General features: G+C 60.5%; 17 protein-coding genes. 7 read left to right on the top strand and 10 right to left on the bottom strand.

Annotation, left to right across the window (positions count from 1 at the left end):
• Positions 1 to 13: 13 nt before the first annotated feature.
• Positions 14 to 1,531 (bottom strand): HD domain-containing phosphohydrolase, encoded by a 1,518-nt coding sequence (locus G5221_RS04250; protein WP_421262881.1) that lies wholly within the window; start codon positions 1,529 to 1,531, stop codon positions 14 to 16.
• 312 nt (positions 1,532 to 1,843) lie between these two features.
• Here G5221_RS04250 and G5221_RS04245 point away from each other — a divergent pair, with 312 nt between their 5' ends.
• From G5221_RS04245 to G5221_RS04215, 7 genes are all read left to right on the top strand, one after another.
• Positions 1,844 to 2,647, top strand: a complete 804-nt coding sequence (locus tag G5221_RS04245) for a siderophore-interacting protein (protein ID WP_421262880.1) — start codon at positions 1,844 to 1,846, stop codon at positions 2,645 to 2,647.
• Between the two features lie 278 nt (positions 2,648 to 2,925).
• Complete coding sequence (locus G5221_RS04240) at positions 2,926 to 4,893, top strand: TonB-dependent receptor domain-containing protein (protein ID WP_421262942.1); 1,968 nt, start codon at positions 2,926 to 2,928, stop codon at positions 4,891 to 4,893.
• A gap of 125 nt (positions 4,894 to 5,018) precedes the next feature.
• Positions 5,019 to 6,035: a FecCD family ABC transporter permease gene (locus G5221_RS04235; RefSeq protein WP_421221399.1), complete on the top strand. Its 1,017-nt coding sequence runs from the start codon at positions 5,019 to 5,021 to the stop codon at positions 6,033 to 6,035.
• Positions 6,036 to 6,042: 7 nt separating this feature from the next.
• The gene (locus G5221_RS04230; RefSeq protein ID WP_421262879.1) at positions 6,043 to 7,080 is read left to right on the top strand and encodes a FecCD family ABC transporter permease; all 1,038 of its coding nucleotides are present in this window, start codon (positions 6,043 to 6,045) and stop codon (positions 7,078 to 7,080) included.
• The gene (locus tag G5221_RS04225) at positions 7,080 to 7,883 is read left to right on the top strand and encodes an ABC transporter ATP-binding protein (RefSeq protein ID WP_005361712.1); all 804 of its coding nucleotides are present in this window, start codon (positions 7,080 to 7,082) and stop codon (positions 7,881 to 7,883) included. The genes G5221_RS04230 and G5221_RS04225 overlap by 1 nt, the downstream gene beginning before the upstream one ends.
• 84 nt (positions 7,884 to 7,967) lie before the next feature.
• Positions 7,968 to 8,885 carry an ABC transporter substrate-binding protein gene (locus G5221_RS04220; protein ID WP_421262941.1) on the top strand — a complete coding sequence of 306 codons (918 nt, stop codon included), beginning with the start codon at positions 7,968 to 7,970 and terminating at the stop codon, positions 8,883 to 8,885.
• A 280-nt stretch (positions 8,886 to 9,165) separates the two neighbouring features.
• Positions 9,166 to 9,954, top strand: coding sequence for a hypothetical protein (locus G5221_RS04215; RefSeq protein ID WP_227342325.1), 789 nt, complete (start codon positions 9,166 to 9,168; stop codon positions 9,952 to 9,954).
• A gap of 78 nt (positions 9,955 to 10,032) precedes the next feature.
• On the opposite strand, the gene G5221_RS04210 is transcribed toward G5221_RS04215, so the two are convergent.
• The 9 genes from G5221_RS04210 to G5221_RS04170 form a co-directional block, all read right to left on the bottom strand.
• Positions 10,033 to 10,386: a copper-binding protein gene (locus tag G5221_RS04210; protein ID WP_227342327.1), complete on the bottom strand. Its 354-nt coding sequence runs from the start codon at positions 10,384 to 10,386 to the stop codon at positions 10,033 to 10,035.
• A 44-nt stretch (positions 10,387 to 10,430) separates the two neighbouring features.
• Positions 10,431 to 13,559, bottom strand: coding sequence for an efflux RND transporter permease subunit (locus tag G5221_RS04205; RefSeq protein WP_421262878.1), 3,129 nt, complete (start codon positions 13,557 to 13,559; stop codon positions 10,431 to 10,433).
• Positions 13,560 to 13,632: 73 nt separating this feature from the next.
• Entirely contained in the window at positions 13,633 to 15,165 is a 1,533-nt protein-coding gene (locus G5221_RS04200; protein WP_421208667.1) for an efflux RND transporter periplasmic adaptor subunit, read from the bottom strand.
• Between the two features lie 272 nt (positions 15,166 to 15,437).
• Positions 15,438 to 15,938, bottom strand: a complete 501-nt coding sequence (locus G5221_RS04195) for a hypothetical protein (protein ID WP_421171804.1) — start codon at positions 15,936 to 15,938, stop codon at positions 15,438 to 15,440.
• 57 nt (positions 15,939 to 15,995) lie between these two features.
• Positions 15,996 to 16,748, bottom strand: coding sequence for a substrate-binding periplasmic protein (locus G5221_RS04190; RefSeq protein ID WP_058055876.1), 753 nt, complete (start codon positions 16,746 to 16,748; stop codon positions 15,996 to 15,998).
• Positions 16,749 to 16,864: 116 nt separating this feature from the next.
• A complete protein-coding gene (locus G5221_RS04185; RefSeq protein WP_421171806.1) occupies positions 16,865 to 19,975 on the bottom strand; it encodes an efflux RND transporter permease subunit in 3,111 nt (1,036 codons plus the stop codon).
• 9 nt (positions 19,976 to 19,984) lie between these two features.
• Entirely contained in the window at positions 19,985 to 21,142 is a 1,158-nt protein-coding gene (locus G5221_RS04180) for an efflux RND transporter periplasmic adaptor subunit (RefSeq protein ID WP_421171953.1), read from the bottom strand.
• 362 nt (positions 21,143 to 21,504) lie between these two features.
• Entirely contained in the window at positions 21,505 to 22,311 is an 807-nt protein-coding gene (xthA, locus tag G5221_RS04175) for an exodeoxyribonuclease III (protein ID WP_100653387.1), read from the bottom strand.
• A gap of 115 nt (positions 22,312 to 22,426) precedes the next feature.
• A complete protein-coding gene (locus tag G5221_RS04170; protein WP_201937181.1) occupies positions 22,427 to 23,389 on the bottom strand; it encodes an ion channel in 963 nt (320 codons plus the stop codon).
• Between the last annotated feature and the right edge of the window lie 15 nt (positions 23,390 to 23,404).

The following is a 23,404-nucleotide window of genomic DNA, read 5'->3' as shown; positions in this document are numbered from 1 at the left end:
GGATTGGCAGCAATCAGTGATCGCCAATATAGACATCCTTGTTCTGCTCGCGGATTTCGAGGAACTTGTCCAGATTGGCCATCATCAGCTCGACCAGCTGGGGGTCGAAATGCTGCCCCTTCTCCTCTTCAATCAGGGCCAGCACCTTGTCCAGCGGCCATGCTTTCTTGTAGCAGCGATCCGAACCCAGGGCATCGAACACATCGGCCAGTGCCACGATCCGTCCTTCCAGTGGGATATCGGCCCCCTTCAAACCGCGGGGATAACCGCTGCCATTCCACTTCTCATGGTGATTGCCTGCTATGGTGGCGCCAATCTGGAACAACGCCAGATCGCTGCCGGAGAGCATATCCTGACCGAGTTGGGCATGAGTTTTCATGATCTCCCACTCTTCCGGGGTCAGCTTGCCCGGTTTGTGCAAAATGGCATCGGGAATCCCCACCTTGCCAATGTCGTGCAGTGGTGAGGCCCGTTTAACCAGCTCGCTCTGCTCTTCGCTCATGCCCATCAGGTGGCAGAAAAGCTCGGTGTAGAGCGCGACCCGTTTGACGTGTAACCCTGACTCCTTGGAGCGTGTTTCGACCAGTTCGCCGATGCGATAGATGATCTCCCGCTGGTTGTCGGCGATCACCTCGTTGAGCCGGATATTTTCAAGTGCCACTATGATGTTTTCGGTAAACAGGGTCAGCAGGCTGGTATCGATCTGACTGAGCTGGCGAGTGGTCTCGATATGAAACAACAGGTGGTGGCGCGGGTTTTGGCAGTAGAGCACCATCTGGTTGGTGTTGTAGATATTGCAGCCCCGGGTCATGGCCTGACGCAGTATCTCGGGTGCCTCTGTCAACCGCACCGGGGGATGACCTGGCAGCAGGGGCTCCAGCAGTTGATCCTTCACTTCGTAGGCATATTGTTTTACATCGTAAATCTGGGTCTCTCCCAGATGGAGCAGGGCGCTCAGCTGCTCCTGGGCGCCTTCGACAAACTGACGCAGCGCCCGTTTCTCAAAGATCCCCTTGGAGGCTTCGATGACTTTTTCCAGCCCTTGCCGGTTGCTTTCCAGGGTGCGGATATCCCGATAGGAGCGCAGGCTGGCACGCAGCAGGGTGCGCAGCTTCTGGGAGGTGAGCTCGGTTTTATCCTTGTAGTCGTTGATGTCGTAGTTGGTCACCACGTCATCTTCCGGCGCCTGGCCGGGTTGGCCGGTACGCAGCACGATGCGTACCATCTTGTTTTGCAGCTCTTCACGGACATATTTGACGACATCAAGACCGGCGTGATCGACCTCCATCACCACGTCCAGCAGCAGCAGTGCAACATCCGGGGTGGTGGCCAGCAATTTTTTTGCCTCTGCTGCCGAATAGGCATGCAGAAACTCGATGGGACGATTGTCAAACTCGAATTTGTTTAAAGTGATCTTGGTGATGCGATGCACTTCCGGTTCATCGTCAACAATCATCACCCTCCAGCCTGCTTGCTGCGCGTCGGGGAGGGAGAGCTCGTCATCATCAATAATCAGGATCTGGTCATCCATCATACAATCCTGTTTGGCATCCTGTGCTTACATTAACTGCTTCACTAAGGATAGGAAACTTATTGAGAAATAAAATTTGATCTCGAAAAACTATGGTCGAAATAGGCAAATGGAACCCTGCGTGACAGTGTTGTTGTCCGGCTGCTTTCTTCGTCCAATCATGGGACTAGCGTGCATAAGCCCGTTTCTCTGTTCGGGGGCTGATGGTAGTGATTAGTGATGTTTGAGCCGGATAGACGAGAAATAATCGCATTTGATAGTGATTCCCATTTATGTGTAGCATAGGCAACACACTCAACGAGGAGCCTCATTGTGTCCCCATCTCTGCCTCCCAATCGTCCCCGTCTGCTGACTGTCAAAGCCATTACCCAGATCACCCCCCATTTGCGTCGTATCACCTTTGGTGGCAGCGAACTGGCTGACTATCCCTTCACCTGCGGTGGTGCCCATATCAAGGTGATGCTGGCCCAGCCCCATCAGGTAGAGCCGGTGCTGCCTGCAATGACCCCGAGCGGCCCGCGCTGGAGTGACCCGGCGGACAAGCCGGTTATCCGCACCTACACCATCCGCGCGTTTCGCCGTGATGAGCAGGAAATTGATATCGACTTCGTGCTGCACGGTGACGGTGGGCCCGCCAGCGCCTTTGCTACCCATGCCAAGCCGGGAGAGAAGGTAATCCTCTCCGGGCCGGGTGGTCCCAACCCCATGCTGCAACCGGCCGATCACTACTGTCTGGTAGGGGATCTCACCGCCTTGCCCGCCATCATGGCGATGTGCGAGGTGATGCCTGCCGATGCCAGAGGGGAAATTGCGATTCTGGTGCCGGATCAGGCCGATGCTCAGCCGTTGACGCTGCCGGTCGGGTTGCGCTGTCACTGGTTTGTCGGCGAGCCCGAGTCCAGTGGCCTGCTGGAGCATGTGATTGCTCTGCCGCTGGTGCGCGATGGTGGCTTCTTCTGGCTGGGTGGGGAGGAGGCGCTGGTGCTGCCGCTGCGCCGCCATTTTCGTTCAGTGCTTGAGGTGGATCGCCAGTCGCTCTACGCCGTGCCGTACTGGCGTCGGGGCAAGAGTGAAGAGGCCTATCACCAGACCCGTCACGATGTGATGGATAATTAAGCGGATGCGAAAGAATACCTGATTCACGCTTGCAAATAAAAATGATTTGCATTTAGTATTGCGCCGTCCCGATGTCAGTCGGTACGGCGCTTTTGTTATTGATGGCTGCGAGTGGCATAGCACAACGCATGGCCTGCCGTAATGCACTGATGTTCGGGGTGATGGGGCATGGACGACTGTTCATGCCAATGAACTCCATCACTTTGCACCGGGTCTGGCGAGGTCAGACAGGGATGTCGGTGGTGTTGGCCCTGATTGTTTTATGTGGAGTGTTGATGATGCGTACATCATCCCGACGATTTGCAGTGCATCCGCTGGTGTTATCCCTTTTTGCCCTGCCAGTTCTGGCCCAAGGGACTGCGCCTGTCACCGCTCATGAAACTATGGTGGTGACGGCGAGTAAAACCCGGCACAGCGAGCTGACCGCCCCGGCCAGCGTCTCTGTGGTGACTCGGGCCGAGCTCGACAAGCTCAATGTCAATGATCTGACCGGCGCTCTGAAACAGTTGCCGGGGGTCAATATCAGCCCTGCTACCAGCTACGGCCGCAGCGAGATCAAGTTGCGCGGGCTGGAGGGGGATTACACCCTGTTGCTGGTGAATGGCCGGCGTATCAGCTCCCGCGATGCTCTTACCTCCGGTTATGGCAATGATTTCGATCTCTCCGCCATCCCCATGGCGGCCATCGAGCGTATCGAAGTGATCCGTGGCCCCATCTCCTCCCTCTACGGTGCCGATGCGCTGGGTGGGGTGGTCAATGTCATCTTGCGCCAACCCGGGGAGAAGACTGAAGCGGCGGCCACCTATACCTTCAGTGACCCCACCGACGGTCACGGAGGGGATATCAACAAGGCGAGTGCCTATGTGGGCGGGGCGCTGATCGACAACCAGCTGCTGGCCAACCTGGTGGTGGAAGGGAACCACAGGGATGCCTGGCAGAGCGAGCAGAGCATCAACCCCAAGGCCGATGCCATCGAGCAGCGTGAAAAGCTGGGGATCCTCTCCAACGTCAAATGGTTGATCGATGATCGTCAGGATCTGGATGTAGGGATGAACTACGCCAAAGACGATCGCGAGGCCCACTGGAACAACTACGGCCAGACGCCGCGCAACATCCAGCAGATGGAACGACTGGGACTCAACGCCACCCACGTCGGCCGTTGGGATCAGTTCGACAGCCGGGCCGGCTATGCCTTCGAGCAGGTTGACCTGTTTGACGACTCCGAACTGATGACGGCGCTGAGCAAGACCAGCGGCGATGTGAGCCAGACCAACCACACCTTCGATGGCCAGCTGAGCGGTAATCTGGGCAGCCACCTGCTGACCAGCGGTGCCGAGTACCGCATCACCGAACTCAAGCATAACGTCAACCTCAAGGGGGGCGATGTCAGCGTCAACCAGAGCGCGCTCTATCTGCAGGATGAGTTTGGCTTTGGCGATCTGGCGTTGACCCTGAGTGGCCGGGTCGATCACCACGAGACCTATGGCACCGAGTTCAGCCCCCGTGGTTATGCCCTCTACAGCCTGACGGACAACTGGGTGGTCAAGGGCGGGATTGGCAAGGCGTTCAAGGCGCCGACTATTGCCCAGTCCAACCCGGATTATGCGGTAACCGCCTGTCGCGGTCGCTGCGCCGTGGTGGGCAACCCGGATCTGAAACCGGAAACCGCCGTCAGCTACGAGCTGGGTACCGCCTATGATGGTTCGTTCTGGGGCGCCGGGGTTACCGCCTTCCACAACGATATCAAGGACAAGATCCAGAGCGAGGCATGGACCTCCACCTGGCGTCCGGCGGTGATGACCTATCAGAACGTCAGCAAGGCCCGCATCAAGGGGGTGGAGCTGAGTGGTTGGTTTGATATTACCGATGCCCTGACCCTCTCCAGCAACGTCACCCTGATCGACGGGGAAGACAAGACCAGCGGCAAGGATCTCTATCGGACGCCGGAGCATACCGCCAACGCCAAGCTGGAGTGGCAGGTCATCGAGAGCCTGAGTACCCAGCTCGGCTGGAACTACACCGGCAGCCAGATCCTTCCGGTTCCGCGCATGAGCGGCACCACCTATGAGACCACCGCCGCATTCCACACCCTGGATGTCGGGGCAGTCTGGAACGCCACTCGGGCACTGGATCTGAAGTTCGGACTCAACAACCTGACCAATACCAAGCGTGACTGGGTTGCCACCGAGGCCGATCAAATTCTCGACGGGCGTACTGTCTATGCCGGTGTGGCCTACAAGCTGTAACGGTTGAACGGGAGCCCGCATTGGCGGGCTTCCGTTGTTGCCACGGTATCACCTCGGGTGACGGCTTTTATTTCAATTACATGTATGTCAACAACATGCGCATTGCCACCATAAGGAGTTAAAGGGTGTTTAGAGACCAGACCTCGCTGTTCTGGCTGGGATTGTTCCTCCTGTTCGTACTGCTTTCTCTTTCGCTCGCCACCGGTGCGGGTGTCTATGGTGCTCGCGAGGTGCTCGGCTACCTGATGGGGGATGCCCGCTGGGCTGGCGACCAGAAGCTCGCCATGGTGCTCAATACCTTGCGACTGCCGCGCACCCTCTGTGCCATGGTGGTCGGCGCCTCTTTATCTCTGGCTGCCTCCTTGTTGCAGAGCGCGACCCGCAATCCGCTGGCGGAGCCCGGCCTGCTCGGCGTCAACGCCGGGGCCGTCTTTGCGCTGGTGGTGGGGCTCACCTGGTTCGGGGTGGAGTCCGCCTATGGCTATCTGCTCTGGGCCGGACTCGGCGCACTGCTCGGCAACGTGATTGTGCTGGGGCTAGGCATGATGATTGGCCGCTCCAACCCCCTCAAGCTCATTCTGGTCGGGGTGGCGCTCTCCGCCACCTTCGGCGGTCTCTCCAGCTTTCTGCTGCTCTCCAACAAGATGGTGCTGGAGCAGTACCGCTTCTGGAACCTCGGCTCCCTGTCGGCGGCCAATCTCGATGCCATCATAGCCGTACTGCCCTTCGTGCTGGCGGCGTTTGTCATCACCTTGCTGCTCTGTCGCCAGCTGACCCTGATGCAGATGGGGGACAGTCAGGCCCAGGCGCTGGGGATCCGTCCAAACCGGGTGCGAATTGGCGTGCTGCTGGCCGCCACCCTGTTTACCGCCAGTGCCATCGCCATCGCCGGCCCCATCGGTTTTGTCGGCTTTCTGGCCGCCTACTGTGGCCGATTGGTGGAGCCGGTGAAGCTGTCGGTGCAGGTCTGTTTCTCCGCCCTGTTCGGCATGCTGTTTCTGCTGTTGGCCGACATTCTGGCGCGCTGGCTGATCCAGCCGTTCGAGCTGCCCAACGGGGTCATTCTGGCCCTGATCGGTGCGCCTGTGCTGATCGCCATCGTTCATCGCGGGGGCTTTCGTACCCTGCTGACCGTCAAGTGAGGGGCTGATGCGTACACCTACCGATATGCTCTGCCTGCGGGCCGGCAACCGCTCTTTGCTGATCCATCTGCCCAGCTGGCGTTGGCTGGCTCTGCTGGCCATGGCGCTGCTGGTGCTTGCTCTGCTGGCCCTGAGCGTTGGCGGCGGCAAGCTCGGCTTTGCCGGGGTGGTCAACACCTTGCAGGGGGAGGGGACGCGGCTTGAGCAGCTCACCCTGTTCAAGATCCGGCTGCCGCGCATTCTTGGGGTGGTGGTGGCGGGGGCGGCCATGGGGCTCTCCGGCTGTCTGGTGCAGACTCTGGTGCGCAACCGGCTGGCCACACCCGACATGGTGGGGGTCAACAACGGCGCCTCTCTGGCCATCATCGTCTTCTCCCTCTACCTGACCGTGGGCAGCTGGCCCTGGTGGGCGGCCCCCATCGGCGCCATCTTCGCGGCGCTGGTGCTCTATGCCCTCTGCCGCAAACCGGGTGAGCAGGGCTATCTGTTCGTGGTGATCGGCATCGGCCTCTCCGAGCTGTTCGAGGCGCTCGGTCAGTTTGTGATGTCCACCCAGGCCCTGCTGCACCTGAGCTCCCTCTATCTGTGGAATATGGGCAGCTTTATCGCCGTGGGTTACAGCACCATCACCCCTATCGCCATCCTGTTGCTGGTGCTCTGCCCGTGGATCGTCTATCTCTCCCGCGCGCTGGCGGTGCTGCGCTTTGGTCCCGAGATGGCCAGAGGGCTTGGCGTCAACGGCGATCGGGTACAACTGGGTATTCTGGCCCAGGCCATTCTGGTGGCGGCGCTCGGCACCGCCATCGGCGGCCCCGTGGTCTTTATCGCCATGGCGGCCCCCATTCTTGCCTCCTGGCTGGTGAAAGACCGGGTGGTGCCGCTCTGGCTGGCGGCGCTTAGCGGCGCCCTGCTGCTGCTTGCCAGCGATACCCTGGTCCGGGTGCTGGCCAGCCCTCACGAGGTGGCGACCGGTATCATGACCCGCATTCTCGGCGGCCTGTTGCTGCTGTTTCTTCTTGTTAACGATCGCCAGAGGGCTGACTGATGACGCTCACCGTAAATCGCCTCCACTTCGCCTATCAGCAGACCCCCATTTTGCGGGACATCTCTTTCAGTGTGCCGAGGGGCAAGCTGGTGGGGATCGTCGGCCCAAACGGCTGCGGCAAATCGACACTGCTCAAGCTGCTATCCGGCCAGATGAAAGCCCAACGCGGCGAGATCCTGCTCAAGGGCAAGCCGCTCGCCAGCTACCCCATGAAGGGGCTGGCGCGGGAGCTCGCCTATCTGCCCCAGCGGCCGACCCTGCCTGCCGGCATTCTGGTGGAGCAGTTGGTGCAGTATGGCCGTCACCCTCATCAGGGCTGGTTCAATCAGTGGGGTGAGGAAGATGCCCGCATGGTGCGTATTGCCTGCGAGCGGATGCAGCTTGAAAACATCTGGCAGCAGAGCGCAGCGTCCCTCTCCGGCGGGCAGGCACAGCGTGCGTGGCTGGCGATGATCCTGGCGCAGGACAGCGACATGGTGCTGCTCGACGAGCCCACCAGTGCCCTCGATATCGGTCACCAGACCGAGGTGATGGAGGCAATCCACCGCATCACTGCCGAAGGCAAAACCGTGCTGCTGGTGATCCACGATCTGGCGATGGCGGCCCGCTACTGTGACGAGTTGATCGCCATCGGCGAGGGGACCATTGCTGCCATGGGCCCGGCCCGGGAGGTGGTGACCAAGGATCTAATCGACCGGCTCTACCAGACCAGTGTCGACATTCTGCATGCCCCCGGCGACGGGGCGCCCATTATCGTGCCCCGTCGCCACGAACATGGCCGCACCCTGCGTTCGGCGAGTTGAGTCATATGGGCCTGCTCTGTGGGCCCACCGAGTGTATTCACGCGGCCGATTATCCGGGCCGTGCAACGATGAAGGAGTGAGATGATGAAGCGTTTTGCAGCCCTGGCAGCAGCCATCCTGATGCTGGCCGCGCCGCTGGTTCAGGCGCAGGAGATGCGTGAAGTGACTGATGCGTTTGGCCAGAAGGTGCAGGTGCCAGCCCAGCCAATGCGGGTGGTGGTGCTGAGCGAGCTCGAACTCGACAGCACCCTGACCCTGGGGCTGACCCCCATCGGCGCCGTCAATGGCCGTGGTCAACCCACTTTGCCTCGCTATTTGCTGAACAAGGCGGGCATGGGGATCCAGGTGATCGGCGATCTCGACAGCCCCAATCTGGAGTCGCTGATTGCGCTGGATCCCGACCTTATCCTGACCGGCCAGACCCGTCCCGAGCTGCTGACCTTGCTGGGGGAGATCGCGCCGACCGTGGTGACCAGCAAGTGGGGGGAGCCGTGGCAGGATAGCTTCCGCCGCACCGCCCACACCCTCAACCGCGACCAGCAAGCAGCTACTTTCTTGCTGCAGTATGCCGAGCGGTTGACTCAGGCCCGCAGCAAGCTGGCCAAACATCAGGGGGAGAGCATCAGCATAGTGCGCTGGAACCCCAAGGGGCCGAGCTTTATGTATCAGGGCACCTTTGCCAGCAGCGTGGTTGAATCGATGGGGCTGGTGCGTCCGGGCAAACAACAGGGGACTGGCGCGCCCCATTCACCGGCGCTGAGTCTCGAGTCCCTCAACTTGTTGGATGCCGACTGGCTGGTGGTCGGTACCCTGAGCGCCAGCGGCGATGCGGTGGATGCCATGCGTCAGGCGGAGCAGACCCCGGCGTTCCAGCAGTTGCCGGTGATCAAGGCCAAGCGCTTTGGCGCCGTGGACGGGTCGCTCTGGACCTCCAGCGGCGGCCCACAGGCGGCTCTCAAGGTGATCGAGGATGTGGAGCAGTTGCTGGCAACCCGCAGCTGAACGAGCGCGTTATCTGAGGGATGAAATCTGTGCGAATGAACCACAGATAGAGTATCTATCAGTGGTTCATTAATGTGGATGTTAATTTCTTTTATTGGCTCATTCGCAAAAGAGTGCTTTCGTTTATTGATTAATGTGTGAATTGCTGCACGTTCTGGGTACGAGCCTCGCGGTATGGCTTTTGTCGCCCCCGTTTTTCCGTATGGTATGAGCGTTTATTGGGTCAAGGGTTAATTGCTGCTTGTTCCCGTTAAGTGCTTGCTACCAAAGAGGAATCTAAATGAACGAGAGTCGACGTAGAGTCACCCTGGGGCTGTTGAGTACCCCCCTGGTCGCCACCCTCACCGGCTGCAACAGCAGCAATGACAGCCAGGGGAGTGCGGCGGATTTTCGCACCACCCTGACCGACCGGCTGAGCGCCGAGCTGCACGACGAGCAGACGGCCCGCCAGCTGGCCCCCTTCATCGAGGAGGCCTGCTTCAACATGACCCCGTCCCGGGTCGCCATCGACCAGGCCCACTGCGTCATCGCCTTTGCCTTCGGCAACCGCCCCAACGCCTCGGGCAACCCGGATGAACTGGCCGAGCCCGGCCCCATGAACGAGGCTCTGGCTGCCTGCTGTGCGGCCCTCTATCGGCAAAAGCCGGTGCCCATGTACGTGCAATGGGAGATTGCCCGCTTCCTCGACTCGGCCCGCTATCCGGACATTCCAGCCCGGGATGTCATCTCCATCGAGCCTTACTGGGATAATGAAGGCAAGCTGGTCTACCTCAGCACGGACGGCGTGGTGGAGGCCATTGTCAGGGATTATGCCGGCGGAGATGCCGCCGCCCTTGGCACGGCGGCCGTTATCGGTCACCGCGACCACGTCAAGCGCTGCATCATCACCTGCCGTGCCCGCAAGGTGGCGAGCCATGCCCCGGAGGGGATCGAACTGCCCGTCTGGTACGACGAGCAATCCGATCAACCCTGGACCCGTCGCCGCGACCTCTATGTGCTGCAGGATATCTCGGTTCAGTTGATGGGGGTGGCGCAGGCCAACATAGCCCAAGCCTATCCGAACGGCTGAGGAGACCGCTCGGCGGATGGTGCAATAACAGAAAACGGCGGGATGATCCCGCCGTTTTTTTTTTTGAAATGACTCTGATTACTGTTTCTGGATAGTGGTTACGGTTAGCTTGCCGTCCGGGTTCTCGGCGTGAAAACGCACCGCATCCCCCACCTTCAGATCCTGGAGCTGGGCCGGGTTAGCTACTCGAAAGACCATGGTCATGGGGGGCATCTTGAGGTTCTCGATCGCCTCGTGCTTGATGCCGACTTTGCCGCGCCCCTCATCGAGGCGGGTAATGACCCCCTTGGTCATCACCATTGCGGCCTGTTCGCTCATCTCACCCGTCTGACTCATATCGTGCCCTTCATGGTGCATCATCTCTTCGGCTTGCAGGTTGGTCTGGGTGGCAAGGCCAAGCAGCAGGGTCAGGGTCAGCGTTTTGTAGTTCATGATGGTTTCCTTATCGTTCAGTCAATATGGATCGTGAAATCGGGTTACTCGGATTGCGGGTACGCGCTCTTGCCAAGGCTGCGACTGCGCCACAGGTAGTAGGCGGCGGGCAGCACCAAGAGGGTCAGCACCAGCGCGCTCACCATGCCGCCGATCATGGGGGCGGCGATGCGCTGCATCACCTCGGATCCGGTGCCGTGGCTCCACATGATGGGCAAGAGGCCAGCGATGATGGTGACCACCGTCATCATCTTGGGGCGTAGGCGCAGGGCGGCGCCGTGGATCACCGCCCGGTGTAGACCCGCCTTGTCCGGCTTGCCACTGGCCACCAGGTCATCCCAGGCATGGTTGAGGTAGACCAGCATCAAGACGCCGGTCTCTACCGCCACCCCCGCCAGAGCGATAAAGCCCACCCCGACCGCCACCGAGAGGTTGAAGTCGAGCAGCCAGAGGGTCCAGATCCCCCCCACCACCGCCAGCGGCAAGGTGGTGAGAATGAGCAGCACCTCCTGAACGCGGCGAAACGCCAGATAGAGCAGCAGCACGATAATGGCGACCGTCAGCGGCACCACGTAGGCGAGGCGCGCCTTGGCCCGTTCCATGTACTCGTATTGGCCAGACCAGGTGAGGGCGTAGCCCGCCGGCAGCACCAGCTGCTTGCCCACCTCGGCTTTGGCCTCATCGACGAAGGAGCCGATATCGCGGCCGCGAATATCGACGTAGACCCAGCCGTTGAGCCGCGCGTTTTCACTGCGCAGCATGGGGGCTTCATCGCTGATGTAGACCTGGGCTACATCCGCCAGCGCGATGCGAGCGCCACTTGGCGTGACCACCGGCAGCAGCTCCAAGCTGGCTACAGAATCGCGATAGCTCTGGGGGTAGCGCAGGTTGATGGGATAGCGTTCGCGCCCCTCGATGGTTTGGCCCACCTCCATGCCGCCCACTGCGGTGGCGAGCACCGCCTGTACATCGGCGATGTTGAGGCCATAGCGGGCCGCTTTGAGCCGGTCGATATCTACCTTGACGTAGCGGCCACCCGCCACCCGCTCGGCGTAGACCGATGAGGCGCCCTCCACCTTGCCAACGATCTGTTCGAGCTGTTGGCCGAGTTGCTGGATCACCTTGAGATCCGGCCCCGCTATCTTGATGCCGACCGGGGTCTTGATACCGGTGGCAAGCATGTCGATGCGGGTCTTGATGGGGGGCACCCAGGCGTTGGTGAGGCCGGGGAAGCGGATGAGGGAGTCGAGCTCCTCTTTCAGCTTCTCCGGGGTCATGCCGGGGCGCCACTGATCCCGGGGCTTGAGCTGGATGCTGGTCTCCATCATCACCAGATCGGCAGGGTCGGTGGCGGTTTCGGCGCGCCCCGCCTTGCCGAACACGTTCTGCACCTCGGGTACGGTACGAATGAGCTTGTCGGTCTGCTGCAAAATCTCCCGCGCCTTGCCCACCGAGATATTGGCTGCGGTGGTGGGCATATACATGATGTCCCCCTCGTCCAGCGGCGGAATGAACTCGGAGCCCAGGTACTTGAGCGGCCAGAAGCCCGCCACCGTGACCACGGCGGCGATGGCCAGGGTGGTTTTCGGGCGGGCCAAGACGGCTTTGAGCAGCGGCACATAGCCCTGGCTTAGCCAGCGGTTCAGCGGGTTGGCTTGCTCCGCCAGCACCTTGCCACGGATGAAGTAACCCATGATCACCGGCACCAGCGTGATGGCGAGCGCGGCAGCCGCCGCCATGGCATAGGTCTTGGTGAAGGCGAGGGGGTGGAACATCCGCCCCTCCTGCGCCTCCAGCGCAAACACCGGCAGGAAGCTGATGGTGATGATCAGCAGGGAGAAGAAGATGGCAGGCCCCACTTCGATGCTCGCCTCTGTGATGATGCGCCAGCGGTTCTTGTCGGTGAGCGCCTCCCGCTCCATGTGTTTGTGGACGTTCTCGATCATCACGATGGCGCCATCCACCATGGCGCCGATGGCGATGGCGATGCCCCCCAGCGACATGATGTTGGCGTTGATCCCCTGCAGGTGCATCACGATAAAGGCCACCAGAATGGCGATGGGCAGGGTAATGACCACCACCAGTGACGAGCGCAGGTGGAACAGGAAGGCGAGGCAGACCAGCACCACCACGGCGAACTCCTCCAGCAGCTTGCCGGAGAGGTTATCGATGGCGCGCTGGATAAGGTCGGAGCGATCGTAGACGGTGACCACCTCCACCCCCTCCGGCAGGCTGCTCTTCAGCTGAGCGAGCCGCGCCTTGACCCCGTCGATGGTGTGCTGAGCATTCTCGCCATAGCGCATGACGATAATGCCGCCCACCACTTCCCCTTCGCCATTGAGCTCGGCCAGGCCGCGCCGGCTCTGGGGCCCGGTGACCACATCCGCCACGTCGCCCAGCAGCAGCGGGGCGCCGCGCACATTGGTGCCGAGCGGGATCTGCTTCAGATCCTCGACGCTCTTGAGATAGCCGTTGGAGCGCACCATGTACTCCGCTTCCGCCATCTCGATGACGGAGGCGCCGGTCTCCTGATTGCCCTGCTTGATGGCGGTCTCGATAAGGGAGAGCGGGATGCCGTAGGCGCGCAGTTTGTCCGGGTCGACCCGCACCTGATACTGGCGCACCATGCCGCCCACGGTGGCAACTTCGGAGACCCCGTCCACCGTCTGCAACTCGTACTTGAGGAACCAGTTCTGCAGCGAGGTGAGCTGGCTGAGGTCATGCTTGCCGGTTCTGTCCACCAACGCGTACTGATAGACCCAGCCCACCCCGGTGGCATCGGGGCCGAGCTGGGGACGGGCGGAGGCGGGCAGGTTGGGGGCGACCTGGCTCAAATACTCCAGCACCCGGGCACGGGCCCAGTAGAGGTCGGTGTTGTCGTCAAACAGCACATAGACGAAGGAGTCGCCGAAGAAGGAGTAGCCGCGCACCGTGGTGGCCCCCGGCACCGCCAGCATGGCGGTGGTGAGCGGGTAGGTCACCTGATCCTCCACCACCTGGGGCGCCTGGCCTGGATAGGAGGTCTTGATGATCACCTGCACGTCGGAGAGATCCGGCAGGGCGTCCACCGGGGTTTGCTTGACCGACCAGAGCCCCCAGGCGGTGAGCATGAGGGTCAATAGCAGCACCAGAAAGCGGTTGCCCACGGACCAGCGAATAATCGAGGGGATCATGGTTGGGCTCCTTGCTCATTGGGTGCAGAGAGCGGAGAGCGGTTGCCTGTCAGGCAGCGAATGATGGAAGGGATCATGATTTCTTCTCCACCTCGGGCATCGCCATCTGATGCTGGCTATGGTCCATGTCTTCCATCTTCTCCATCTCATCTGCCGCAGGCTTGGCGGTGTCACCGCTTGCCGGCGTTTGCTGCTGATGGATGGTGGTGATGCGGTACTCATCCCCCTCCTGCATCACCTGCAGATGGAGGGGCTGTCCCTCGACCAGCTTGCTGATGTCGACTCCTTCGGCGACGGTGAATTCCATCTCCATGGCGGGCCACTGCCACTCGGGGATGGGTTGGTGGGAGACCATCAGGGTACGGTTGGACAGATCGATGCTTTCAACCTCGCCCTGGGTCCATACCTGGGCAGGGCGCACTGCCGTCATACGCTGGAAGTCTGAATCGATGGCCGACTCGGAGTCGAGCAGGAACTGGGCCGAGCTGACGATGTTATCCCCCGCCTCTACCCCTTCCTTGATGGCCACCTTGTCGCCAAACTGGGGACCCAGAGTGACGGCCACCGACTTGAAGCTGCCATCCCCCAGCGCCAGCACCAGCCGGTCCTGGCTGCCGGTACGGATCACCGCTTCGCTCGGCACCACCGGTTGCGGCTCTCCCTTGCCCGCCTGAATCGTCACCTTGGCGAACATATTGGGTTTCAAAAACTCGTCCGGGTTGGCGAAGCGCAGGCGCACCTTGAGGGTACGGGTGGTGGCATCCAGAGTCGGGTAGAGGTAATCGACCCGGCCCTGCCAGTGGCGGCCGGGGGCGTAGTCGAGGGTCATGGTGACCGGATCCCCCACCTTCAGCTGGGCGGCCTGGCGCTCGAACACCTCGGCACTCACCCACACCTGCTTGAGGGTGCTGATGTTAAAGAGGGCCGCGGCGGGCTCCACATACTGGCCTTCGCGCACCTTCAGCTCGGAGACATAACCGCTGCTGGGGGCATAGATACGCACCGTCTCCTGCACCTGACGGGTGCGCTTGAGGGCCGCTATCTGATCTGCCGGTACCTGCAGGGACTTGAGCTTGCCTTCGGCGGCGCGCAGCAGCAGCGGGTTGGCAGTGTTGAGGGCCAGCAGGTATTCGTGCTGGGCGTTGACCAGATCCGGGGCGTAGAGCTCGTAAATAAGGCTCCCCTTGCTCACCTGCTGCCCTTCGCTCTTGATGGCGAGGGTGCGGATCCAGCCCGCCATGCGGGCGTTGACCGCCTCCAGCTTGTCCTCGTCATAGCCGACGTAGCCCACCGTCTCGATCTGCTGGTGGATAGGGAGCTTCTCCACCTTGGCAAGCCGCACCCCCAGGTTCTGCTGGATCTCGGGGCTGATGGTGACGGTGCCCGGTGAGCCGCCCTGTTTTTCCTCATAGACGGGGATAAAGTCCATCCCCATGTTGTCCTTGGCCGGGGCATTGCGCTTGTCGCGCGGATCCATGGGGTTGACCCAGTAGAGCGGCGTCTTCTCCTTGGCCACGGTGCTAGCAGTGGTCTGTTTGGCAGCCCAGTAGCCGCCACCGGCGCCGAGGGCCAGCAGCAGGGCTGATACCAGCAGTTTCTGGCTCATCGCACACCCCCACTTAGTGGCAGGGTGGCAAAGTTCTTGGCGGCGATAAGGCCGGTAACAGGGACAAGTGACATCATATCTCTTCTCTTGTGCAGGCCGCCGGATCGGAGATGGACAAGGCATCACCTAAGGGATTGGCGGCAAACGGGGCGCAGCTGTATCAGCGCGCACGGCTCCCAGTGAGCGGGCCGGTTTGGCCGGGGCACAGGGTCAGGCAAGGCGGCAGGAGACGGGCAAGCCGAGGCTTGCCGCTGCCGCAAGAGAAGATCTTTCTAGTGTCGCAGCACCGACAACATCAGGTGTCGGCGCGGCCAGGAGGGGGGATGGGTACCGCGTGATCGCAGGAAGGGATCCCGCAACCAGTTATCAAGCAGTGCAGTTGCGAAGTTACTGCCAAGTAGCAGGGGGAAGATCAGCAGGGCGACCAATACACCCAGCAGAGCTATCGCGCCGAAGGAGAGGGCATTGACGCCGGTCTGCATCTGGCACTCATCGCCCATGGCCGACCCCTCGTCTCCCTGATGGCAGGAGAGGGCCATGGTATCGCTCGGGTGAGACATTGCGGGCATCGCATGAGAGCTCTCGCCATCCGCCATCGCCATGGATGAATCGAACATCACCATCGACTGAGTGTTGTTTGGGGTCGGCTTGGAGGAGAGGGGAGAACCATGCCAGCTGATGCAGAGAGTCAGATTGCACACGAGCAGCAGCGCCAGCAATAGCCGGGCTAGCAGGGCAGAGGGCAATCTTGTCGCAAGCTGGGTGAGTGACAATCCGGTCATCCTTCAGGATCTGGTATCCAGACTCTAAACCTTGCTTCTGGGAGAAGGTCAAGGCGAGGGCTGGCGCTGTTGTTGCAGATAGATGTCGCTGTATTTCTCCAGCAGCTGATCTATCCACTGCCTCATGCCCGGCGCTTGCAGCATGGGTTCCAGCTGTTCGAGGGTGCCAAGATGGGGAGATTGTAGTGAAACAGAAATATAGAGCTCACCGCGCTGCAGTGGCCACTGCAGATCAACCATTCCGCTGCTCGGGTAATTTTCGCTCAAAAACAGGCGACCGGAAGAGCGGCCATAGGGAACGAAGTCGACCCGGTCACTGGCCAGCAGGCCAAATACCTGCTTGAGGGAGTTGACCCTGTAGATGCGGGTATTTGCTTGCAAAAAATCATCCATTTCGCTGCCAAGGCTGACGCCTATCATCATGGCTCCCCGCAGTCCGGTCAGATCCTCCCGTCGCTGCAGCAAGCGGCTGCCGGGTTGGCGCACGAACACCGCCATGTCATTGATGGCCATGGGCGTTCGGGTAAAGCGGGAGTAGTGTGCTCTCTCTTCGTTGCGCAGCGCACAGATATTGATGTCGACCTCTCCTTTCGCCACTTTCTGCTGACAGCGGGCCCAGGGGCCCACATAGGAGAGATCCACATTGAAACCCAACCGTTGATAGAGGGTACTGACTACTTCGGCACAAACGCCGATGATCTTGCCATCGCTCAGCCAGTTCCAGGGGGGATAATCGTGATGACCACAGGCGGAGAGGGTAGTGGTCGTCAAGGTCGTCGCGAGCCAGAGCTGAGCCAGCATATCCGGATCCTGTGCAAAAAAGTCTCGATGTGTGTCATTGAAGCACACCGCAGACAAAAAAATACCCCCGCACGGGCGGGGGTAGTTTGTTATCGGTGGAACGCCCGTGGAGAGCGTTACGGCTTGGCGCGCTTTTCCGACCCTTTCATGATGAGGCGGAAGAAGAGCGGGATAAAGAAGATGGCGATAAAGGTGGCCGCCAGCATGCCGCCGATCACCGGCCAGCCGAGAGCGTGACGGCTTGCGGCACCAGCGCCGCTGGAGGTGACCAGCGGCACACAGCCGAGGATGAAGGCCAGCGAGGTCATCACGATGGGACGGAAACGCAGGCGCGCCGCCTCCAGTGCCGACTCGATGAGGCTCATCCCCTCTTCGTGCTTCATCACCGCGAACTCCACAATCAGTATGGCGTTCTTGGCGGCAAGACCCACCAGGGTCACCAGCCCGATCTGGAAGTAGACGTTGTTGGTGAGTCCTACCAGCCAGGTGGCCAGCAGGGCGCCGAACAGGGCAAACGGTACGGCTGTGATCACCGCAAACGGCAGGCTCCAGCGTTCGTACTGGGCTGCCAGGATGAGGAAGATCATCACAATACCGAAGCCGAACGCCATGCCTGCGCTACCGGCAGAGGCCTTCTCCTGATAGGCGGAACCGGTCCACTCCAGCTTGGCATCGTTGCCAAGGGTACTGTTGGCCACCTCTTCCAGTGCGGCGATCGCCTGACCCGAACTGTAGCCGGGTGCCGGCTGTGCCATGATCTTGGCTGCCTGGAAGATGTTGAAACGCTCTACCAGCTCGGGGCCAGTGGCATCACGGACCGTCACCAGGCTGCTGAGCGGGATCATCTCGCCGGTGTTGGAGCGCACGTAGACGTTGCGGATATCGCTCTTCTTGGCGCGGTAGTCCGCTTCGGACTGCAACTGTACCCGGTAGGTTCGGCCAAACTGGTTGAAGTCGTTGACATAGACCTGACCGAAGGTGGCCTGCATGGTGTCGAACACCGCATTGATCGGCAGCCCCAGCGCCTTGGCTTTCTCGCGATCCAGGTCGAGATAGACCTGCGGCACATTGGCACGGAATGTGGTTGTGACACTGGCAAACTCGGGGCGCTCCTTGGCGGCGGCGAGGAAGCGCTGTACTTCGCCCGAAAACTCCTGGGCACTGCCGGAACCCCGGTTTTGCAGGTAGCCTTCCAGTCCGCCGGTGGTGGACATTCCCTGGATGGGGGGCGGGTTGAAGGAGGCAACAAAGCCGTCAGCCAGCCCCATCAGGCTCATCCCCTGCAGAGTTTTGGCCAGCTCGAAGGAGTCCTGGCCTGTCCCCTTGCGCTCGCTCCAGTCCTTCAGGGTAATGAAGGTGAGACCGCTGTTGCTGATGATGGCGTTGGAGAGGATGTCGAAGCCCGAGAAAGTGATCACATCCTTCACATTGGGATTGGCCATGGCGAGCTTGTCGAACTGATCCGCCACTGCCTGTGTCCGGCTCATGGCGGCGGCATCCGGCAGCATGACGGCGGAGATGAGGTAGCCCTGATCTTCGTTCGGTACCAGCTCGCCCGGCACTTTCAGGAAGAGACCGTAGATGGAGAGCAGCAGTACGGCGATGATGGCAAAAGCGACTCCCACCCGACGGTTCAGGAAGGCCACACCCCGTACATAGCCGCGGGTCAGCTGGTCAAATTTATCGTTGAACCAGACGAAGAAACGGGCCGGTTTGTGATGTCCCTCTTTCAGCAACACGGCGCACAAGGCCGGAGAGAGAGTCAGAGCCACCAGACCGGAGATGGCCACCGAGACCGCGACCGTGATGGCGAACTGCTTGTACATCACCCCAGTCATGCCACCCATAAAGGCGACCGGCAGGAACACGGCGCAAAGCACCAGCACGATGGCGACCACCGGACCTGAGACCTCCTGCATGGCGAGGATGGCAGCCTCTTTGGGCGAACATTTCTTCTCGCTCATGATCCGCTCGACGTTCTCGAGCACCACGATGGCGTCATCCACCACGATACCGATGGCGAGCACCATGCCGAACAGGGTCAGCAGGTTGATGGAGAAACCGAGCACCAGCATGCCGGCGAAGGTCCCGATGAGCGACACTGGCACCGCGATACAGGGGATCAGGGTGGCGCGGAAGTTCTGCAGGAACAGGTAGACTACCACGAACACCAGCACGATCGCCTCGAACAGGGTGTGTACCACCTCTTCGATGGAGATCTTCACAAACTCGGTGGTGTCGTAGGGGATCTGGTACTCGATATCCTGCGGAAAGCGCTCCTTGAGCCGCTCCATGGTGGTGTGCACCGCATCGGCGACTGCTACGGCGTTGGCACCGGGCTGCAGATAGGTAGCGATACCGATGGCCGGTTTGCCGTTGGCGCGGGCCACCAGATCATAATCCTTGCCCCCCAGCTCGACCCGGGCGACATCGCGGACCCGGATCTTGGAGCCATCGGGCATGGAGCGAACTATGATGTTCTGGAACTCTTTCACATCTTCAAGGCGACCCTTGGTCTGCACCGTGTAGGTGAAGTCGATGGGGGTCGAGGTGGGCTGAGCGCCGATCTTGCCTGCCGCAAACTGGGTGTTCTGCTCGCGGATGGCGCTAATCACATCACTCGGGGTGAGTTCGAGCTGGGCCAGTCGATCCGGCCGCAACCAGATGCGCATCGCATAGTCGGTACCGCCAAACAGAGTGGTATCACCGATGCCGGGAATCCGCTTGAGCTCGTCGATGATGTTGAGCAGGGCATAGTTTGACAGATAGGTGGTATCAAACGAGCCGTTCGGCGACTGGAGGGTGACCACCTGCAGGATGGAGGTCGATTTCTTCTTGACCGTTACCCCCTGCTTTTTCACCTCTTCCGGCAGCTGGGCCATGGCGGCCGATACCCGGTTGTTGACGTTGATGGTGGCCTGATCCGGATCTGTGCCGATCTCGAAGTAGACGTTGAGGTTCATCTGGCCGTTGGAGGCCGAACCCGATTGCATATAGATCATCCGCTCGACGCCGTTGATCTGCTGCTCCAGCGGTGCGGCGACAGTCTGGGAGATCACCTCCGGAGTGGCCCCCGGATAGAAAGCGGTCACCGAGACCACCGGCGGGGTGATCTGGGGGTACTGCTCGATGGGAAGCGAGCGCATTGCCGCCAATCCGCCCAGCACGATAATGATGGAAATCACGCTGGCGAAGATGGGACGCTCGATAAAAAACCTGGAAAACATACGAGCTCCTTACTTGGCCGCTGAGTGGCTGACCATCTTGGCGGTGATGGCTTTCATCTCGTCGGCAGAGACAGGTTTCACCACGCTGCCGGGGCGAGCCTTCATCAAGCCTTCGACGATGTAACGGTCACCGGCATTGAGGCCGCTGTCGATCAGCACCCCCTCGGAGACCACCGGGCCCAGTTTGACCGGACGGGGGATCACCTTGTTCTCGGCATCGACCACCATCACCATGCGGTCAGCCTGGGACTGGACGATAGCGCGGGGCGGCACCACTATGGCATTCTTGCGGGTGCCCAGATCGATGGTCATACGGACAAACTGGCCGGGCAGCAGCACGCCGTCCTTGTTATCGAAGATGGCGCGGGCACGGATGGTGCCGGTCTGGGGATCGACCCGGTTGTCGGAGAAGTTGAGCTTGCCCGCTTGTGGGTAGACAGAACCATCGGCCAGGCGGATATGGGTGCGCCAGTTGGTGGCGTCCTTGGCTTCAATGGTCCCTCTCTTGACCGAGTTCTCGAAATCGAGGCGATCCTGCTCCGAGTAGGAGAAGTTGACGTAGAGCGGATCAAACTGGGTGATGGTAGTGAGCAGGCCGTTGTCGCCACTGGTGGAGATAAGGCTCCCCTCGGACTGGGAGCTCTTGCTCGCCATGCCGTTGATGGGGGCAGTGACCTTGGTATAGCTGAGGTTGAGCTCGGCCTCCTTCACCTTGGCCTGAGCGGCCTGATGGCTGGCGATGGCCGCTTCATAGTTGGCGATGGTGTCGTCATAGTCCTTGCGGCTTACCACCTGGCGCTTGAAGAGGGGAATGATGCGATCCCGATCGGCGCGAGCCTTGTTGAGTCTGGCCTGCTCCTGGGCCAGGGTGCCTTTGGCCTGCTCCAGCGCCACCTTGTAGGGCTCGGGGTCGATCAGGAACAGTTGCTGGCCGGCGGTAACCGGTTGGCCTTCTACATAAGTGCGCTTGAGCAGGATGCCACTGACCCGGGAGCGGACATCGATCTCGCGAAAACCGGCGGTTTCGCCCACCATCTCGGTGGTGAGCGGCACATCGGTCAGGGTCGCCTCGTTGACTACCACGGGCACGGCCGGCATGGTTTGCACCGTCTGGTTTGTTTCCCCGCCACAGCCGGCCAGTGCACCGGCCAGCGTCAGAGCGAGCATCCCCTGTTTGAATAATCCTGCTCTGGTGTTTGGCTCCATCATCATTTCACTCCTGTTGGCCCGATTGCGGCCATCATGCACACCTTTTTTTTCGGCTGACGTGATTAACTTCATGATTACAAATTAACTCATTGGATTATTGAAGTTTTTCAATCATAGAGCATGAACATTGAACCCAAGCTGCTTGATCGAAAAAGTTCTCTCTGTTCTTCACAACAGAAGCCGTTCTGCTACTGGAAAATGGAGTAAAGAGTATCATATGAGAACTGGATTGCCGACAGGATAGTGCGTGCGATGACAATAGTCAGGAGGAAAAAGGGGGATAATTGTAGCGGGCGAGAGGAGCCCTCGCCCGCACTCAATCAGGCGAAGCAGGCCCAGATGGGAGCGTGGTCGGAGGGTTTCTCGATGCCGCGCAGCTCGTAGTCGATACCGGTCTCGGTCACGCTGTCCTTGAGGGCGTCGGAGGCCATGATGAGGTCGATGCGCAGGCCGCGATTCTCGTCAAAGCCCTTGGATCGGTAGTCAAACCAGGAGAAACGCTCGCACTCGGTAGGGTTGGCGGCGCGGAAGGTGTCGGTGAGACCGAACCCTTTCAGCCGCTCCATCCATTCGCGCTCGATGGGCAGGAAGGAGCACTTGCCATCCCGCAGCCAGCGCTTGCGGTTCGCTTCGCCGATACCGATGTCGAGATCGGTGGGGGAGATATTCATATCCCCGATCAGCACCAGCTGGTCGTCCGGCGTGTGATGAGTTTCGAGATAGTGCTGCAGATCCTCGTAGAACTTCTGCTTGGCCGGGAACTTGGTCTCGTGATCCTGGCTTTCACCCTGCGGGAAGTAGCCGTTCATCACCTTGATGAGAGAGCCGTCTTCGCGCTCGAAGGTCGCCATGATCATCCGGCGCTGGGCCTCTTCGTCATCGGTGGGGAAGCCTTTCTCCACCTTGACCGGCTTCTGCTTGCTCATGATGGCGACCCCATAGTGGGCCTTCTGGCCGTGAAACTCCACGTGATAGCCCATGGCCTCCACATCGGCCAGCGGGAAAGCCTCGTCGTGTACCTTGATCTCCTGCAGGCCGATCACATCGGGTTGGTGCTTGTCGATGATGGCTTGCAGCTGGTGCAGGCGGGCGCGCAGGCCGTTGATATTGAAAGAGATGATCTTCATGTCCGGGATGCTCATGTCATTTTTATAAGTGGCTATTGGACTAGGAATCGGCGGTGGATGCAAGTTCGGGGCGCGGGTCAGCACCAGTGGCCGACCCGCTTGGCAGGGAGAGGCGTCAGCGGGTCATCTTTTTGACGAATACCACCACAAACAGCGCCAGCGTGAAGCTGCCGGTAAAGGCTTCGAAGGCGGCAAAGATCCTGGAGAGCCCGACCGGAGTGAAGTCGCCGTACCCCAACGTGGTGAAGGTGACCACGCTGTAGTAGAGGCATTCGAGCAGGAAGATGGCGTTCTCTTCAAGGGGCGCCTCTGGTCGATAGATAAGGTAGTTACCCGCGAAGTTGAGGCCGCAGAAGAAGTAAAAAATGCTGCAGATAAAGATGAGCAGCAGAGAGAAGAGCACCACCCTCATCGGGGCCTCGCCATAGCCGCAGAAGAGATCGACCACCCAGGAGGTAAAACGCTGGGTCGACCAGAACGGCAGTTGCAGGCGGCGCATGGTGAGCTCCTGCTGGATATAGTTGCCGGACATGGTGAAGATCCCCTGCGCCTCGGAGGCTTTGCGCAGATCCCGGTAGGTCTCTTCCGCCTCCTTGAACCAGATGCGCGCCTGTTTGGGATCCCGTTCGCGGCGCCCCTTGCGATCCTGCATCACCCGTTTGCCGGTCTGCATGTTGTCGAGCCGGGTGTTGTGCCAGCGGATGCCGAGCAGGTTGACGTCATCGAGGGTGGCGCACTGGAGGTTGGCGTCACTGAGATCGGCTTTCATCAGGCTGCCGCCCTTCATGCGCAGGCCGTAGAGGTGACCACCGCGCAGGTTGGCGCGATAGAGGTTGCACTGCTCCAGCAAAAATCCCTGATCGGACTCCTTGTTGACCAGATTGAGGCCCGCCAGATTGGCCCGTGACAGCTGCAGGCCGTGGCAGAGTCCGCCAGCGCGGACGTACTGTTCAAGCGCCTCGGCGGTGTGGGCTTCCTGATGGGTATGGTGGGGATCATGCCAGTGGCAGAGATCGTGCTCGCCAGCCTCTTCACTGCAGTGGCGGCCATCGGCCACCAGATAACGACACATCGCCATCTTCGTTTCCCTCGC

Origin of the sequence: Aeromonas sp. 602200 (assembly GCF_049173895.1) — a bacterium.
Lineage (GTDB): Bacteria > Pseudomonadota > Gammaproteobacteria > Enterobacterales > Aeromonadaceae > Aeromonas > Aeromonas veronii_A.
The sequence above is the reverse complement of the archived record's forward strand: the minus strand, read 5'-3'. Positions and strand labels throughout refer to the sequence as shown.